21 protein-coding genes are annotated in these 16,783 nt (G+C 48.2%); 17 read left to right on the forward strand and 4 right to left on the reverse strand.

Going from position 1 to position 16,783, the window contains the following annotated elements:
* Positions 1-12 precede the first annotated feature (12 nt).
* Positions 13-270 (reverse strand): GlsB/YeaQ/YmgE family stress response membrane protein, encoded by a 258-nt coding sequence (locus MHB84_RS17665; RefSeq protein ID WP_063566604.1) that lies wholly within the window; start codon positions 268-270, stop codon positions 13-15.
* 134 nt (positions 271-404) lie between these two features.
* Positions 405-1,100 carry a phosphatase PAP2 family protein gene (locus MHB84_RS17670; protein ID WP_076291263.1) on the reverse strand — a complete coding sequence of 232 codons (696 nt, stop codon included), beginning with the start codon at positions 1,098-1,100 and terminating at the stop codon, positions 405-407.
* 179 nt (positions 1,101-1,279) lie between these two features.
* On the opposite strand from MHB84_RS17670, the gene MHB84_RS17675 reads away from it, so the two are divergent.
* Both MHB84_RS17675 and MHB84_RS17680 read left to right on the forward strand, forming a co-directional pair.
* Positions 1,280-2,299 carry an asparaginase gene (locus MHB84_RS17675; RefSeq protein ID WP_076291264.1) on the forward strand — a complete coding sequence of 340 codons (1,020 nt, stop codon included), beginning with the start codon at positions 1,280-1,282 and terminating at the stop codon, positions 2,297-2,299.
* Positions 2,300-2,442: 143 nt separating this feature from the next.
* Positions 2,443-3,168, forward strand: coding sequence for a pirin family protein (locus MHB84_RS17680; RefSeq protein ID WP_076291265.1), 726 nt, complete (start codon positions 2,443-2,445; stop codon positions 3,166-3,168).
* 77 nt (positions 3,169-3,245) lie between these two features.
* Here MHB84_RS17680 and MHB84_RS17685 read toward each other — a convergent pair whose 3' ends face one another.
* Positions 3,246-3,470: a DUF1128 domain-containing protein gene (locus MHB84_RS17685; protein ID WP_076291266.1), complete on the reverse strand. Its 225-nt coding sequence runs from the start codon at positions 3,468-3,470 to the stop codon at positions 3,246-3,248.
* A 159-nt stretch (positions 3,471-3,629) separates the two neighbouring features.
* On the opposite strand from MHB84_RS17685, the gene yyaC reads away from it, so the two are divergent.
* From yyaC to MHB84_RS17710, 5 genes are all read left to right on the forward strand, one after another.
* Complete coding sequence (yyaC, locus tag MHB84_RS17690; RefSeq protein ID WP_256716905.1) at positions 3,630-4,172, forward strand: spore protease YyaC; 543 nt, start codon at positions 3,630-3,632, stop codon at positions 4,170-4,172.
* Positions 4,173-4,248: 76 nt separating this feature from the next.
* Positions 4,249-5,040: an alpha/beta fold hydrolase gene (locus tag MHB84_RS17695; protein ID WP_076291267.1), complete on the forward strand. Its 792-nt coding sequence runs from the start codon at positions 4,249-4,251 to the stop codon at positions 5,038-5,040.
* 240 nt (positions 5,041-5,280) lie between these two features.
* A complete protein-coding gene (locus MHB84_RS17700; RefSeq protein WP_076291268.1) occupies positions 5,281-5,970 on the forward strand; it encodes a DUF6483 family protein in 690 nt (229 codons plus the stop codon).
* Positions 5,971-6,061: 91 nt separating this feature from the next.
* A complete protein-coding gene (locus MHB84_RS17705; RefSeq protein WP_076291300.1) occupies positions 6,062-7,339 on the forward strand; it encodes a class I SAM-dependent methyltransferase in 1,278 nt (425 codons plus the stop codon).
* Positions 7,340-8,408: 1,069 nt separating this feature from the next.
* Positions 8,409-9,851, forward strand: a complete 1,443-nt coding sequence (locus MHB84_RS17710) for an O-antigen ligase family protein (RefSeq protein ID WP_341143099.1) — start codon at positions 8,409-8,411, stop codon at positions 9,849-9,851.
* A 187-nt stretch (positions 9,852-10,038) separates the two neighbouring features.
* Here MHB84_RS17710 and MHB84_RS17715 read toward each other — a convergent pair whose 3' ends face one another.
* Complete coding sequence (locus MHB84_RS17715; protein WP_064640579.1) at positions 10,039-10,386, reverse strand: hypothetical protein; 348 nt, start codon at positions 10,384-10,386, stop codon at positions 10,039-10,041.
* Positions 10,387-10,546: 160 nt separating this feature from the next.
* On the opposite strand from MHB84_RS17715, the gene MHB84_RS17720 reads away from it, so the two are divergent.
* From MHB84_RS17720 to gatA, 10 genes are all read left to right on the forward strand, one after another.
* Entirely contained in the window at positions 10,547-11,161 is a 615-nt protein-coding gene (locus MHB84_RS17720) for a DedA family protein (RefSeq protein ID WP_076291270.1), read from the forward strand.
* Positions 11,162-11,163: 2 nt separating this feature from the next.
* Complete coding sequence (locus tag MHB84_RS17725; protein ID WP_076291271.1) at positions 11,164-11,733, forward strand: thioredoxin family protein; 570 nt, start codon at positions 11,164-11,166, stop codon at positions 11,731-11,733.
* A gap of 6 nt (positions 11,734-11,739) precedes the next feature.
* Positions 11,740-12,372 (forward strand): MBL fold metallo-hydrolase, encoded by a 633-nt coding sequence (locus tag MHB84_RS17730; protein WP_076291272.1) that lies wholly within the window; start codon positions 11,740-11,742, stop codon positions 12,370-12,372.
* Positions 12,373-12,678: 306 nt separating this feature from the next.
* On the forward strand, positions 12,679-12,972 hold the full coding sequence (locus MHB84_RS17735) for a hypothetical protein (RefSeq protein ID WP_076291273.1): 294 nt from the start codon (positions 12,679-12,681) through the stop codon (positions 12,970-12,972).
* A gap of 98 nt (positions 12,973-13,070) precedes the next feature.
* Complete coding sequence (sigY, locus tag MHB84_RS17740; RefSeq protein ID WP_240343258.1) at positions 13,071-13,607, forward strand: RNA polymerase sigma factor SigY; 537 nt, start codon at positions 13,071-13,073, stop codon at positions 13,605-13,607.
* Positions 13,608-13,609: 2 nt separating this feature from the next.
* On the forward strand, positions 13,610-13,945 hold the full coding sequence (locus tag MHB84_RS17745) for a YxlC family protein (protein WP_076291274.1): 336 nt from the start codon (positions 13,610-13,612) through the stop codon (positions 13,943-13,945).
* The gene (locus tag MHB84_RS17750) at positions 13,938-14,174 is read left to right on the forward strand and encodes a hypothetical protein (protein ID WP_076291275.1); all 237 of its coding nucleotides are present in this window, start codon (positions 13,938-13,940) and stop codon (positions 14,172-14,174) included. The genes MHB84_RS17745 and MHB84_RS17750 overlap by 8 nt, the downstream gene beginning before the upstream one ends.
* Before the next feature lie 127 nt (positions 14,175-14,301).
* Positions 14,302-14,685, forward strand: a complete 384-nt coding sequence (locus tag MHB84_RS17755; protein ID WP_024631336.1) for a hypothetical protein — start codon at positions 14,302-14,304, stop codon at positions 14,683-14,685.
* A 303-nt stretch (positions 14,686-14,988) separates the two neighbouring features.
* Complete coding sequence (gatC, locus tag MHB84_RS17760; protein WP_063566618.1) at positions 14,989-15,276, forward strand: Asp-tRNA(Asn)/Glu-tRNA(Gln) amidotransferase subunit GatC; 288 nt, start codon at positions 14,989-14,991, stop codon at positions 15,274-15,276.
* Positions 15,277-15,303: 27 nt separating this feature from the next.
* A complete protein-coding gene (gene gatA, locus MHB84_RS17765; RefSeq protein WP_064640573.1) occupies positions 15,304-16,761 on the forward strand; it encodes an Asp-tRNA(Asn)/Glu-tRNA(Gln) amidotransferase subunit GatA in 1,458 nt (485 codons plus the stop codon).
* Positions 16,762-16,783: the final 22 nt, after the last annotated feature.

Consider the following 16,783-nt stretch of genomic DNA (forward strand, 5'->3'; position numbering starts at 1 on the left):
TTGTTGGACCGATCAGGCAGCCTGTCTGAACAGTCTGGACACAAGCCCCAGCAAAAAGACAAAGACCGCTGTTCCAATGATGGCAGGAATTACGGCAAAGTTACCGATGACCGGTCCCCAGTTACCAAGCAAGAGTGCTCCCAGCCAGGCTCCGGCAAATCCGGCAACCATTGCACCGATGATTCCTCCAGGCATGTTATGACCGGCAAGTGCATCACCGATTACACCGATAATGACTGCCATAACAATGCTGATAATGATACCCCACATAACAACCGCCTCCTTTGTGCTTGATGTAGGATGGTGTCTGTTCGCGTTTGCTTACTTCGTATATAAACGCCGTGCTTCCAGGTGAAACAATCAATGTAGAGAGATCTGTACTGGAAATTATAGGATAGTGCAATTCAGACGGAACGTTGAATCCCTTTAATCATACAGAAGATCCAAGCCAGTCCAGCAGCAAATCCGGTGAAAACGTCAGTTGGAAAATGTACACCCAGCATGATACGGCTGAGGCCGACTAGAAATATAAATGTAATTCCGCAAAGGACAGGTAGTGCAGCTCCAGACAAACGTTGATGTCGTTCAATTGCCCAGATGACAAAGAGCATGCCATAAAACCCCATCGAGATCATCGCATGGCCACTTGGAAAACTATATCCGTGAACAACCAGTAGATGTTCCAGCTCAGGTCTGCTGCGCCTGAATATTTCCTTCAATAAGGTGTTGAGAATCCACATCATGGCAAAACTGCTGAGTAACGCATAACCATATATGAGGAAACGGGGACGACGCTGCCACAAGAAAAGAATGGAAAAACCGATAGCTGCGATGGCAGAAAGTCTGAAAGAACCGAGCGCAGTAATGAATGAAATGAAAGGTAGCAGATAAAGACGTGAATTCGAGTTCAGATAAAATAACTGCTGGATCTGGTCATCCAATGAAACGATAACATCGTTACCCAGTAACGCTCCCAGAGCTGCCAGTAAGAAGACAACCGAAACGCTGGCTATAATTCCAACACCAACCCAGTTGAGCAGTGGACGTACCGAAGTTTTGCGAGCTAACCCGGAAGTGGGTAATTGCGTTTTGCGCAGCATATATGAGTATCTCCTTCAGTGAGGGTAGTAGGTAGATAAAGATTGATAAAGGATTACCCGAAATGTCTGTCGAAAAAACTGTAAAAACGTCGCTTTTGTACTATACTATTTAAGATATCCCATGCGGCGTCGTGACGCAAAGCAGAGATGAATTCGGGAGTATAAAGGAGAGAACTCGCATGGAGAGTGCCCTGTTAATTAAAGAATACCGTGCGGGCGTTATGGAATGCGCCCATTACGGACACATAAGCATTACGGATGAGAACGGCAATGTTGTATATTCAGCCGGCGATCCTCATTTTAGAGCGTTTACCCGTTCGTCCGCCAAGCCTTTTCAGGCTATTCCGGGAATTCGTGCTGGTATTGCCGGGCATTATGGTCTGACAGCTCAGGAGATTGCCATCATGTCTTCCTCGCACCGTTCGGAACCGATGCATATTCAGGTGCTGGAGCAGATAGAAAGCAAAATAGGATTGGGGGAGGAGTGCTTGATTTGCGCACCGAGTTATCCCCTCAATGAAGAAAGCCGAAATCAATGGCTGCGCGCCCAAGGAGAGAAACGTCGTATTCTACACAACTGCTCCGGTAAACATCTGGGCATTCTCGCATACACTCAGATGAAACAGGCCGATTTGGGAAGTTATGCAGAGCCAGAACATCCGGTACAGCGTGAAATTCTCGAGACCATGGCCTATATGGCAGGGATTGAACAGAAAGAGATTAAACTTGGGACGGATGGCTGCGGCTTTCCGGTATTTTCGTTGCCGTTATCGGCATTGTCGAACGCATATCTGAAGCTGGCTTGCCCGGATCTGATCGAGGACCCATCTACACGTTCGGCGGTAGAGACCATTACTGGAGCCATGAACGAATATCCGTTAATGGTAGGAGGAACGCAGCGAGTGGATTCCGTGCTGCTTGAAGATAGCAACATTGTAGCCAAAGGTGGCTTCAAGGGTGTGTTTGGTTTTGCCCTGAAAAAGGAACGCCTCGGAATTACGTTCAAAGTGCTTGACGGTTCGGAAGAAGAATGGGCCTATATTGCCCAATCCATTCTGGAGCAGATTGGATATAGCAATCGGAAAACCATTGAACGACTGGCAGAAGTATATCCACCTGACATTCGGAACGACGCCGGTAAAGTCGTAGGGCGGGCAGAGATCGAATTCATGCTTCACTCACCTGAGGAGAGCGTATAACCATATGCAAGGGGCGTGATTAGAATTCCCGGACCACGGGTAAAGATGACATACCAACTGGTATTGATCTATAGAATTCTAAATATACACGCAAGAACTGCTGCGATAGTGCGGCAGCTCTAAACTCTTGGAGGTGGATGAACATGATTAAAGTAGTGACATCGGAAGAAAGGCACACGTCGGATCGAGGTTGGATACACAGTGAATTCAGCTTTTCCTTTGCGGACTATGATGATCCAAGCAATGCCCATTTTGGTTGTCTTCTGGCTCATAATGACAACACACTGATGCCGCAGGAAGGCTTTAAGCGACATCCACATCATGACTTGGAGATTGTTAGTTATGTCATATCAGGTACGTTAAAACATACGGATAGCATGGGAACGGAGCAATTGTTGGAACCGGGAACGGTTCAGGTCATGAGTGCGGGTACTGGCGTAGAGCATTCAGAGACTAACCCGTCAGAGGATGAACCTGTACGCTTTCTACAGATGTGGTTCCTGCCATCCCAGCGCATGTTGAAGCCCTCGTATACTAATCGTCGTGTAGAGGCTCAGGAGCATCTGAACCGTCTTTGTCCGATTGTATCAGGGCAAGGGGGAGAAGGAGCAGAGGGAGCATTGCCTATTTCACAGGATGTGACTTGCTATCTATCCCATCTGGAATCCGGTCAAAAATTAATGTACCCTCAACATGAAGATAGGCGTACACATCTCTTCCTTATTAGTGGCCATATCGAGATTGTATGTTCGGATGGCAACTTCAATCTCAAGCCGGGTGATGCTGCACGAATCCGCAAAAGCTGTGATCTGCAAATTTCAGGTACAGGCAGCGAGACTGCTGAATTTGTATTGGTGGATTTGCCTTAACGAAAAAACAAAAGTAAGAGGACCTGTTCCCACTGTGATGTGGAGAACAGGTCCTCTTTTCCATGGGCAATGCCGCCCTAGGATTTGCGGAGATTACCCAGTTCGGAAGCGACAGCTTCCACTTCAGAGATACTCAGATGTTCCTTGCTCAGGACCATCTCATACAGGTCAAACAAATCTTCATACTTCTCAAGTGGGAAAGCCGAAGCTTGCATGGCAGCTCCACTGGCCATCCGCAGCTTCGTTTTGATCGCTTCAATCATATATTCCATGTTGGCTGCGCTTGCTTGCGTTAAATCCATCGTTATGTCCATCCCTTCCGTATCGGAAACTGTTGTCATTGTATCACGATTGGACAGGCCCAGGCCAATGCTTTTGCGGCGAAATCAAGCATCGGGTAAAATGAGGAATATAACAATAGAGCCTTAGGTAGGAAGTACATGTGTAAAGGAGGTAAGAGATTGGCAGTATATAAGCGGGAATTGGTTAGGCATCAAAGTAGGGAAGCCCGCCAAAATGTGCAGGGAGAAGACTTGGTATTGTTTTTTAAGCACATCTATAAGCTTCATTCACCGGATGAAATCACCTTTGTCTGTATCGGGACGGACCGTTCCACCGGAGATGCTCTGGGCCCACTGACAGGCAGTCTACTGGAGGAGTATGGAGTGAATCATGTTATAGGGACGCTGGCTTCTCCTTGTGATGCGGATACGCTGGAGAAGAGGCTGGCGCTTGTCCCGTCACATCATGCCATCATCGCCATAGATGCTTGTCTGGGTCCAAAACAGGCAACAGGTACATACTATCTTGCGGAACATCCACTTATTCCGGCAAAATCGGTTGGAGGCAAGCTGCCGCCAGTTGGTCATTACAGCGTGGCTGCTGTAGTGAATGCTAATGGACCGAGACCTTATTCCATTCTACAGATGACCTCGCTTCATTTCGTTATGGGCATGTCCAGATCGATTGCGGAGGCGGTCGCTGAAGCAGTGAAATACAGATAAACGTTTCATTAATGATATGCAGGCTTAATAATATACAACTTGAATTAATTTAATTCGCGCAGAGAGAGGGATTTATATGGAAAAAGTGATGTGTGACGGAACGACGATTTGTTATGCCGAACAGGGTAAGGGAGAAGCACTCATTTTGCTCCACGGATACTGCGGCAGTTCATCCTACTGGGATGAAATAGTGCCTGAGCTTGCACGCAGCTATCGTTGCATCGTACCCGATCTGCGTGGACACGGTAAAACGGACGCACCAGTAGGTAGTTATACCATTGATCAGATGGGCAATGACGTATTGCAATTAATGGATGAGCTAAAGGTGGACAAGGCTTTTCTGCTCGGTCACTCCATGGGCGGATATATCGCACTTTCTATCGCACAGCGCCACCCAGAACGATTGAATGCCTTCGGCTTGATTCATTCCACAGCCTATCCAGATAGTGAAGAAGGCAAAGAAAAACGCCTTCGTGCAGTATCCACCATTCAGACGGAAGGCATTGTTCACTTTGTAGATGGGCTGGTTCCCGGTTTGTTTGCACCAGAACATGTTGAATCGCTATCGTCACAAGTGACACGTGTGAAGGAAATTGGTTACCAGACAGCGCCGCAAGGGGCAACTGGAGCTGCACTGGCTATGCGTGAACGGCCGGACCGCCGTGATGTATTATCAGCTACACCGCTTCCTGTCCTGTTGGTTGCTGGTCAGAAGGATGCTGTCATTCCGCCGGAACGAACATTCACAAGTGACAAGCCACATATTACACAAGCCGTGATTCCTGGAGCAGGACATATGAGCATGTATGAAGCTCCGGAAGAATTAATTCAGGTCATTAAACAATTTTTGACGGGATTATCGAAATAATAATGGTACATGAATAGAGTATCCGATGATTTCGCCTCCTTGGCGGAGCGTCGATACCTTGCTAAACCCCTGCACCGTTCGCTCAAGAACGGCAGGGGTTTTAGTTGTTTAGGGCCAGAGCATAGGGCGAGCTATAGACCATGTTTTGGCTTTTTGTCATGGCATGAATTAAAATGATGAGAATGGATCTTGCAAGTGAAACTGGAATGTACACGATCGAACGATGAGGGGGCACATAGCATGTTCAGGAAAGATTATCTGCTCCGCATGATGGAGGAAATGACAGAAGCGATCGGCAAAGTATTTACACTTAAACAACAGCGAAAACACACGGAGGCTCTGTCCGAGCTGGACGAGCTACTGCGTAGGCAGTTTGGACTGAATTTATCTCTGCTGAACTCACTGCCGGCCGAAGATGTCATTGAAATGTTCCGTTTTCGCGGCGTCATTGAAGTGGACAATCTGCAACAAGCCGCCAGGCTAATTGAAGAAGAGGCGTACATTTATAATGAAAAGGCCAAAGTAGAGGGCATAGATGATCAGGAAAAAATGGAGTCGGAGAATGAAGCACTTATTCGTCTGATGAGAGCACTTCATTTTTACCTGTACGCACTGAATAATGGGGCTAATCCGAAGCTGCTGGATGCACCAGATCGTGTGGAGGGAATATTGGAGCAGACGAAACAATACGAACTTCCGGCACGAACGGAAAAGCAGCTTGCCCTGTATCGTGAACAGCAGGGGCGTTATGATCAGGCTGAGAATAGCTGGTACAGACTGCTGCAGGTAGACGACAGCCATCCCATTCAGTATCGGGGTGAGGTACAGGCTTTCTATGAAAGGTTAAGACAACTGGAAGATGAGCAATTGCTACAAGGTGGCTTGCCTCGTGAAGAAGTGGAAGAGGGGCTTGCCGAGCTGAACCGTTAAACCGATGAATAGGCCCGTTTACTTGGAGAGGGAACGGAATTGTGTTATGGTAACGGTTGACCAAACCAAACCGAAAGTGAGATGTACCCCCGTGGATTCATTGCGAAAGCTTATACAAGACATCTTTGAACAGAATTCGCTGATTACAGCGACCTGGAGCCAGCTGCGCAGACGGGACAATGTCTCGTATACGAAAGTGCAAGTCAAGCCGGTAACGCTCAAGAATCAGCTTCATTATCAATTCGCATTTCATTATACCAACAAAGTGCTGCATGAGAATTTGACTCCGGATGAAGCGGCAGAGCGCATGACTTTGCTATGCGAAGAGACGTTTCGTCAAGGACTGCTCTGTACTACAGACGCAGACTATCAAATTTTGATCAGCAAAAAATATAAAGTGTCCATCCTGACCAAGTCGGCTTCCAAAACTGCGGTGGACCTCTCGCATAATCGCAAAAAGCAATATGTGCTGGAAGATGGAGTTCCCGTTTCGTTCCTGGTCGAGCTGGGGATTATGAGCGAGGAAGGCCGCGTTTTGGCTCGTAAGTACGACAAGTTCAGACAGATCAACCGTTTCCTCGAAATGGTACAGGATGTCATCCCGCATCTGCCGGAGGGCCGTCCATTGACCATTGTTGATTTTGGTTGCGGAAAGTCTTATCTCACCTTTGCTTTATATCACTATTTGTCCGTACAACAGCGCAGATCGCTCAAAATTATTGGACTCGACTTAAAAGCCGATGTTATTGAACACTGTAATGATCTAGCAAACAAATTGCATTACGGTGATCTGAAGTTCCTCGTTGGGGACATCGCTGACTACGACGAGCTCAATGAGGTGGATATGGTCGTAACGCTGCATGCCTGTGATACAGCAACCGATGCTGCTTTAGAGAAAGCTGTTCGTTGGGGCGCTTCCGTTATTCTATCTGTACCGTGCTGTCAGCACGAACTATTTGACCAGATTGAATCCAACGTGATGAACCCGTTGTTGTCACACGGTATTCTGAAGGAACGCTTCTCCGCTTTGGCAACGGATGCCATTCGGGCCAAGCTGCTCGATCTGATGGGATACAAAACGCAGTTGCTCGAATTTATCGACATGGAGCATACGCCGAAAAATATATTAATCCGTGCCGTACGAGGCCAGGCTGGACAGACTGCTGACATGTGGAAAGAATATACTGCATTCCGTGATTTCATTCACGCGGATCCTTATTTGGAGCGGGCATGTGCGGACTTGCTTCCAGGTGACGGCAAGCTGAAAGAAGCTGCGCCGAACCATGGGGCAGATGCGAGCCAAGAGAATTCAAATGAGGAATCGATCAAAGGTGTCACCCAAGATGCCAGCCACTGTGATCACTGTTGAATGTACGGGATAATGAAGAGTGAAGCATGATGTTTGACGGCAGAAGGTAAAAGGGATAGATACATGATTGAGTTATTTGATCCTTTGAGACGATACAGTTCGTCTGTCATCGCCGTTGACGGGACATACTGGTAAGAGGGTCCCGTGAAAATATATATAATGTGCCAAAGGCATGAAATCAGGCAGAAGACCCTATTGGGAGCTTCTGTCTTTTTTGGTTTGAAATTAATTAAGAAGAATACGGAGACGGGAGAAAGGAGGGAGGCGCATGAAGGAGGCGAGATCAGATAAGAAGACTAATCGGAGCAAGATTAGTGATACAGATAGGCTGGACAAGGTGGACGGAGGAAATCAGGAAATTGTATTTTCCGGATTATCAGAAACGGCATTAACGACAGTTTTAGGTTTAATTGCAGTGGCTTTACTGTTGGCAGGATGTCTATGTAGGGGATTGTTTTATGCTACGGACGTATATCCCATGGTACTCATGGCATCAGGAAGTGTACTTATTTGGTTTGTTTTGTTCATTATGTGCTTTAATGCACCGAAGACGAGAGGGCAGTTAGGGATTGCTCAGTGGTTGGATTACCTCAAACGACTATATGAGGCAATTATGCAGTATGCTCACTTCCGCTGGATGCTTTGGCCCCTGGGAATAACAGTCTGGTTTGGTCTGCATGTAGGGATGGACTCTGTCAGTGTACAGGGAAGCTTGGATGAGATGCTGCGCTGGAGCCTTTTGGCGATATTTGCATTGCTAACAGTTATGTTGGCCGCACGCGCGAACGGAGCGAAATGGTTTGCCTGCGGTTGGCAATTGGCAGGTGGCCTGCTTATGCTTAGCGGAGTGCTCGCGGCGTGTGGTGTGCTACCGCTGCCTTATGGGGTCATGCGAACCGCTGACCCGGAGATCAGCTCCGCCGGAGCCCGGCTCGGCGGATTGCTGCAGTACCCCAATGCGTACGCTGCCGTTGTTGGCATGTACGCATTGGAGCGGCTGGCCGCCGCCGCGCGCGCCATAGCCCGGCCGTTGTCGGCCGGGCGGCTCATCGCGGCAGTGCTGCCGCTCATGCCCGCGCAAGCCGCGCTCCTGCTGAGCGAGTCGCGCGGCGCTTGGCTGGCGACCGGCTGCGCCGCGGTCGCCGCCTTCGCTTTGCAGCGGCGCGGTGCCCGCGTGCCGCTGCTGCTGGCCACGGCCGCGCCACTGGCGTGCGCGGCCTGGCTCTACCGCCAGCTGGCTGCTGCCCAGCTGGCGCCTGCACCCGTGCCCGGCCTGCTGGCACTGGCCGGGGCATGGGCAGCTGCGCTGCTCGGCACGCTGCTGCTGTGCCGTTTGTGGCACAGCGGCGCTCGTGCGCGCGCCGCTGCCCTCACGGCAACAGTGCTGGCGGGAATCACCGCCGCCACTGTTGCCGTGGCCTCCACCGCCGACCGCATGGCGGCTGGTGTTGGCACAGGGCTGTCCCGCCTTCAGATATGGCGGGACGCCCTGAAGCTTTGGACCGAGGCCGCATGGCTGGGCCACGGGGGAGAGACATGGCGCAACATGTTTCGCGCCATCCAATCCTCGCCTTATGTCGGAGGCGAGGTCCACAACGGCTTCCTCGATCTGGCTCTCGATACAGGCGTGATCGGGTTGCTGCTCATCGCCGGATGGTTCTTTTTCACTCTGCGGACGATGTGGAGGCAAGCACCTCAGCTGCTGCCTTCGGTTATTATTTTTGGCCTCCATGGCGCAATGGACTTTGACTGGAGCTTCACCTTCCTTTGGATGATATTCATTTGGCTGGGGGGCTGGGCCCTCTCGTCACCAACTCTACAGGAATCCGCGGCTGACAAAAAGCGGTCTCGTTTTCTCCGTCCGTTAAGCCCGTGGCCTCAACGGATATTAACCGGACTGTTCGTCATGTTTTGGCTTGGCGGCACAGTCTGGCTTGCTGGACAACAGGTGGCGGCAGAACAACAATATCGTCTAGCCATGTCAAAAGATTCAGGAGATACTGAGCGTAAAGCGCTACTTACTGCGGCGTACAAGTTTAACCCCTACAGGCCGGATATCGCCATCTCCCTGTCCCGTACGCTTCCAGCGAAAAAGGCTGAATCGATATTGGTGCAGAGCTTGTCCTGTTCCCCTGTTTCACCCCAACTCTACAGAGAGCTGGGGCGGTTAGCCGCTCAATCGGGTAGAGGAGAATCGGCTGGGAACTATTTTGAACATGGCCTGGCCCTAAATCGTTTTGACGCGTCCAGCCAGTCCCAAGCCTTGTATTGGATGGAACAGGCATCACGGAGGGAACTGGCGGCAGGGTATGCTGAACGAGGGAGGCAGACCGCTGCTGCTGGAGTAAAGATATACGAACGTTATAGACAACTGGCTGAAGAAGTGGCAGCAGGGGAGGAGAGAAATGATCGACGTTTTGGGCTTGGAGAAGAAGCATCACGTTATGGGGATAATCTGCGCCTCCTTGCTTTGGATCCACTTGCTTCAGAAGTGACCAGAAAGAGTCCCTGAATATCTGACCTCACGTAACGCCGATGGTGAACAAAATCCATGAAAACATTGATTCAATATTTAACATGATGAACGATCTCGCATGGATCCAACGAAAGTATTGCCTTACGCCTCAGTTCAGGTTATTCAAAAATCGAGCAATATGCTGTACGATTAGCTGTTCGACTACCTGTTTGTTGCTCTCAACCTACAGGCGGTATCCGCCAAACGCATTCTTGAAGGCAGCTTGCAGCGGTTCTACCTCTACACCCCATAGAGTCGCAATCTCTAGGCTGACATCCGCGTTCCACCATTCGCATAATTTTTTACGATTATCCCGATTTTCTCCGATCCAGAGCAGATTGGCGATGACCTTCCCATAATACAATTCTTCCGCTTGCTTCATCAGCTCGGGGGAGATATATACCTTTAACTTTTTGGCTGTTCGATACAGCTCTTTGCTGCATGCTCTTCGGATACCTCGGGCAGAAGGCAGCTTCTGGCCTGGGGTGTTATGTTTGACCGGGGGAGTACCGGGTGCTGATTTGAATGACATCTTCTCACGCTCCTCTCCCGATACCATATGCAAACGGCTGCCTGCGGGACACTATCCCAGACGGGTGAAGTAGCAACAGCTAGAGGCCTGTGATAAAATAGGGACGAACATCCATGGTGCGGAAGGGCACTGCCAATCAGGATGAAGAAAGAGGGTCGAGATGGACGTTATTCATAACATTGTCAATCAATTATTCGATTGGATTCAGAGTCTTGGATACTTTGGAATTATGCTTGGACTAATGCTTGAAGTTATTCCGAGTGAAATTGTACTGGCATATGGAGGTTTTCTCGTTTCACAAGGCCATATTAATTTTTTCGGTGCAATGATTTTTGGTACCGTGGGCGGTGTCATAGCCCAGCTATTTATTTACTGGATTGGCCGTTATGGCGGAAGACCTGTACTTGAACGCTACGGAAAATACATATTGATCCAGAAAAAGCACATCGACCATTCCGAAGAGTGGTTCCGCAAGTATGGGACAGGTGTCATTTTCACGGCGCGTTTTGTTCCGGTCGTAAGACATGCCATATCGATTCCTGCCGGTATTTCCAAAATGCATACGGGTCGATTTATTTTGTTGACAACCCTCGCTGTTATACCTTGGTCTGCATTGTTTATATATTTAGGGATGATACTTGGAGATCAATGGCAACATATTAACGAGAAAGCGGCACCATATATTATGCCGATTCTGCTCGTTGCTCTCGCACTTATGATTGTTTATGTACTTATTAAATGGATGAATGCTCGTAAAAAGAAGGGAAGTGTCTAGTTATGGGAAAACCAAACTTGTCTCACAAATTCGGTAAAGGTCTGCCACCGAAAGAATTCATTGAGAGCATGACGAAGAACCAAAGTGAGTTCCAGGCAAACTATGACAGCTTTGCATGGCCAAGCGAGGATGATCGTGAATTTTTCGAAAGCCTGAATCACCGCGATGATTTGCGTGTGTTAATTTTGGCTGCTGACTGGTGTGGCGACGTGGTACGCAATGTTCCAGTCGTGTTCCAGGCGCTGGAAATTTCCGGCATTCCAACTGAAGTTCTAATTTTGGAAAATCACCCTGAAGTGATGGATGAGTTCCTTACGCTGGGCGGACGCTCTGTCCCTGTCGTTATTTTTGCAGATACGGGCGGACATGTACTGGGTCAATGGGGACCTCGTCCACAACATGTGCAGGAAGTTATGGTTGAATTCAAACGTAACAACCCAGATCGTGAAGCGGCAGATTATCAGGATAATTTGGCTGTTGCACGTCAAGAGATTGGTAAACGTTATGGGGAAGGAACGGAGTCCAATGCAGCTATTATTCGTGAGTTGCGTGAACTGATTTCGGGTTACTGAGCCGATATGCTTAACATTCGTACATTTTCTTTGGGACCGCTCCAGACCAATGCGTATCTGTTGCAGGGTGATGATTCAGGTAAAGCCGTAATCATTGACCCGGGAATGAATCCGGGCCCATTACTCAAAGCTATTCAAGACCTTGAGATTGAAGCGATCCTGCTCACTCACGCGCATTTTGATCATATGGGCGGCGTGGATGAAATTCGCAAATTGAAAGGCTGTCCCGTTTATTTGCATGACTTGGAGAGTGATTGGCTCACAACGCCGAAATTGAATGGTTCTTTGAACTGGCCTCAGGCTACCCCGCCGTTATCGACAGATCCAGCTGAATATGCCTTGGACGAAGGTCAGGCGTTGAACTTTATTGGTCATACGTTCAAAGTGTACCATACACCAGGACACTCACCAGGCAGTGTAAGTCTGCTATGTGGTGAGGATCTGTTTGCTGGAGATGTTCTGTTCCGTATGGGTGTAGGCAGAACGGATCTGACAGGAGGCCGTGAACGCGATCTGATTGATTCAATCCAGAACAAATTGTACACCTTCTCGGATGAGGTCAAAGTGTATCCAGGTCATGGTCCCAAAACGACAATCGGTTATGAGAAGAAGAACAATCCCTACGTGTCTGCAAGATGATCCGACAATTTATGTGAAGAAAGTCTGGACAAGTGACAACTTTTTCATTAGAATAGCAATTAGTTGTTACAAGCGTTAAAGCACCATCTAACTGAAGCAATACAAAGAAACACCCTAACTTGCGAAGCACGCAGACTGTGGTCTATACCCGGTTTGCGTTCTTTTTTTGTTTTCACTCACTTTTTTTATCAAAGTTACATCCGTTTAACCCTACATACAGTTCGTTGACAAGTATCTACAGAAGATCGTTCTAGTCCATTTAGCAAGTCGAATTATAATGTGCATGAGATGATAATAGTCAGAAGAATGATGAAAGAAACAATAGCTAATGAGAGCGAGGAATTAGAAGTGGAGAAAAAGCGAGTGATCCAGTTGGGACAACGTTCCGAGAACCTGATCATCGAAGAAAACCGACGAGCAATGGAAAGTGGCAGAATAGAAGCAGTTACCCAGCGTCCTCAACTACATAATTACATGAACAATGAGATGAATCCAATCAAGGATCAACAGCAGAATATATGGAGAAGTCGTTTATTAAGCAGCGGAGCCCGCAACCAACCGTGGTTCGACAAACTGCAAGATTACCGAAATGAAGTCTGATTGCCCGGGAAATTGTCGGCTTCAGATTTTTTTTGGATTGAATTGAACGTTTTTGCAGAGCCTGTCGTAATAACATAAGACTGAGCGGAGAGCAGGTGATGATTCAGATGGAGGCAGCCGAACTGGAAGAGGTACAGAGAGCGATACAGGGAGATGACAGTGCGCTGGCAGAACTGCTGCAGCGCCATTACGCTTTTGTGTATAAGTATCTTGTCAAAGTAACGATGGACCCCAACGTTGCTGAGGAGACGGTGCAGGATACGATGATTCGATGTATGGAAAATATTCATAGATACGATGGCTCGTCTGCCTTTTCGTCATGGATGATTACGATTGCCACCCGTATATATATCGACAAGACTAGGCGCAGACGAAGAGAACAGATTTGGCTGGAAGCCATTCGTAATCAGGCTGTACGGAAATTGCGGTGGCAATTTGAGAGCCGGAATGAAGAATGGACAGATGTCATGGATGCCATGACAAGGTTAACCCCAGAACATCGTATTACTGTCCTGTTGAAGCATTATTATGGCTATGGCTATGATGAAATTGGTGAAATGCTGGGTATTCCATCCGGAACGGCGAAGTCTCGAACTGCCTATGGTCTTCGTCAATTGAGAAAGGAGCTGGGTTGAGCATGAGCAGATCTGAGGAACAGGATGAACAAGAGATTCTGATGCGAATGCGACAACAGATGAAAGTGCTCGATGATGCGTATGAACCTGTAAACATTCCTTCATTAGCCTCCATTGAAGCCCAAGTCAAGGAACGAAAACAAATGAAACGACGAGCCAATCGGATCGAAATGATTTTGTTCTGGATTGTGGGACTGTTCATTATTGCTCTTGGTGTCTTGTTGTTCCATTCGGCTCCAGCTCTATATTTGGGTATCCAGGCTATAAGCTTGTGTGCAGCGATTGCCGTGGCAGTAATCTGGTCAGGGCGACGCCGGAAGGAGACTCGTCATGAATGATCTGCATTATTCTTTAAATGAGATTCCTCTCATATGGCTTATTCTGATTGCCATTCTCTTGCTAATACAGGGAACATGGATCTTTCAGGATGCACGCAGACGTGGCCGTTTGCCCTGGTTATGGGGATTGTGGGGCATTACCGGGTTCCCAACACCTTTGATCATATATTGGTTTATTGTGGTGAGAGCAGATCGCAGACCACCTAAGCGAACGTCGGGCAAATCATAGAGTTAATGGCTTGAAAAAAAAGATTTTGCACAAATGTTTTGTTTAATTCTAGTAATCGTAGACATCGCTATTCTTTTCTAGTAGACTATACAAATAATAAAAAGATAGACTACCAGGAGGTTAGACGATGCTGCGATTAGGAGAGAAGGTTGTCATCGTCGCGGATGCGTTTGAGCAGAATCTTCCTGTGGGGGAATATGGTTTCATCATCGCTTATGACCGGAATCCGGACAATGCGTTCGATTACGTGCTTCGAGTGCCGCAGGTGAATCGGAACTTTTTTGTTCCATCCGGCGACGTCGATCTAGAAGAGGTTCTGCTGAAGCAGGAAGCTGAGCGGGTCGAGCGAGAAGCGTTGATAGATTACGCCCTTGCGACACACAATGAGAAACTGTTTCATCATCTGATGAACGGAGATTTTCAAGCTGTGGAAGAGGAAGAAGAAACCGCGAACGATGTTATGTCACAGGCGGATTTTATAAAGCAGGTTAACCTGCGTGCATGGATTTAGAATTTTAAGAGTCGGCTGATGCCGGCTCTTTTTTGATTAGATTGGAACATATGAATTTTGAATCCCCTCATTATCCTAGTTTTGCACGTAAAAATTCAGTTAATTAGGTTTTGAAATTTGTATTAAAGGAGGACTCCACCGTTTGGGGTTATTTTGCATATTCGGTAACTCGGGTCATTTGCATTGAATTGTCGAACTATCTCACCTATAATGAAAAAAGTTATCTTGGACTTTAGCCCGTTAAACGGTCGATTCGTTTTCGGCGGTTTCAGGAATTAGAACGAATGAAGGAGGCATCCGGAAATGAGTATTTCGAATAATGACGTTCAGCATGTGGCCAAGCTGGCCCGGCTTAATTTGACTGCTGAAGAAGAGCAGACCCTGACAGGACAGCTGAACGCGATTTTAAAATATGCTGAGAAGCTGAATGAACTGGATACAGAGAACATTGAGCCAACCACTCACGTGCTGCACGTCAGCAATGTGATGCGTGAAGATGAGACGAAGGAAAGTCTGTCGATTGAACAGGTCATGCGCAATGCACCAGATGAAGAAGACGGGCAATTCAAAGTGCCTGCTGTAATGGAATAACGGATAACCGGAAGGAGGACGAATTACGTGAGTTTATTTGAACAATCGTTGCCGGAGATACATAACAAGCTGCACGCCAAGGAGCTGTCGGTCAGCGATCTGGTGAATCAGGCATATCAAAACATTGGTGAACGGGATGAAAAGGTTAAGGCTTATCTGGCGTTGGATGAAGAGCAGGCACGTGCACGTGCACGTCAACTGGATGATCGTCTCGTCAGCGGTGAGGAGAAAGGTTTGCTTTTCGGTCTGCCTGTCGGCATTAAGGACAACATCGTTACGAACGGACTTCGCACAACATGCGGCAGCCAGTTTTTGCGCAATTTCGACCCGGTGTATGATGCAACAGTTGTCGAGAAGCTGAAAGCGGCGGATACCGTGACGATCGGGAAGCTGAACATGGACGAATTCGCCATGGGTGGGTCCAATGAAAATTCAAGCTTCTACCCTGTACGTAATCCATGGGCACTCGATCGTGTTCCGGGCGGCTCAAGTGGTGGATCTGCTGCGGCTGTTGCGGCAGGAGAAGCTTATTTCACATTGGGATCAGATACAGGCGGCTCCATCAGACAGCCTGCATCCTATTGCGGCGTGGTTGGCTTGAAACCGACCTACGGACTCGTTTCCCGCTTTGGTCTGGTTGCATTCGCATCTTCTCTGGATCAGATTGGACCTTTGACGAAAAATGTCGAGGACTCTGCCTATGTGCTGCAAGCCATTGCTGGTTATGACGCCAAAGATTCGACATCCGCGAAAGTGGATATCCCGGATTACTTGAGCGGACTCACAGGGGATGTCAAAGGACTTCGCATTGCTGTTCCGAAGGAATACATTGGTGAAGGCGTTGATCCTCAAGTTAAAGAAACCGTCCTGTCTGCACTGAAAGTCCTCGAAGGACTCGGCGCAACATGGGAAGAAGTATCCCTTCCGCATACCGAATATGCGGTAGCTACGTATTATCTGCTCGCTTCTTCAGAGGCTTCTTCGAACCTGGCTCGTTTCGACGGCGTACGTTATGGTGTTCGTGCAGACAATCCGGAAAACTTGCTGGATTTGTACCACCAATCCCGTAGTCAAGGTTTTGGTCCCGAAGTGAAACGACGCATCATGCTTGGAACCTATGCACTCAGCTCGGGTTACTACGATGCGTATTATTTGAAAGCTCAGAAAGTGCGTACGTTGATCAAACAGGATTTCGACGACGTATTTGCCAAATATGATGTCATCATTGGGCCAACTGCGCCAACTACGGCATTTAAACTTGGTTCCCAAGTCGATGACCCACTTACGATGTATCTCAATGATATTCTGACTATCCCTGTCAGCCTGGCTGGTGTACCTGCAGTTAGCATCCCTTGCGGATTCTCGGACGGACTGCCTGTCGGCATGCAGATTATCGGTAAAGCTTTTGATGAAACAACCGTACTGCGCGTAGCGCATGCATTTGAACAAAATACGGAATTCCACAAGCAGCGTCCGCAGCTGTAGACTGTCCGGAACGGAGGAATAT

Origin of the sequence: Paenibacillus sp. FSL F4-0087 (assembly GCF_038020215.1) — a bacterium.
Classification (GTDB): domain Bacteria; phylum Bacillota; class Bacilli; order Paenibacillales; family Paenibacillaceae; genus Paenibacillus; species Paenibacillus taichungensis.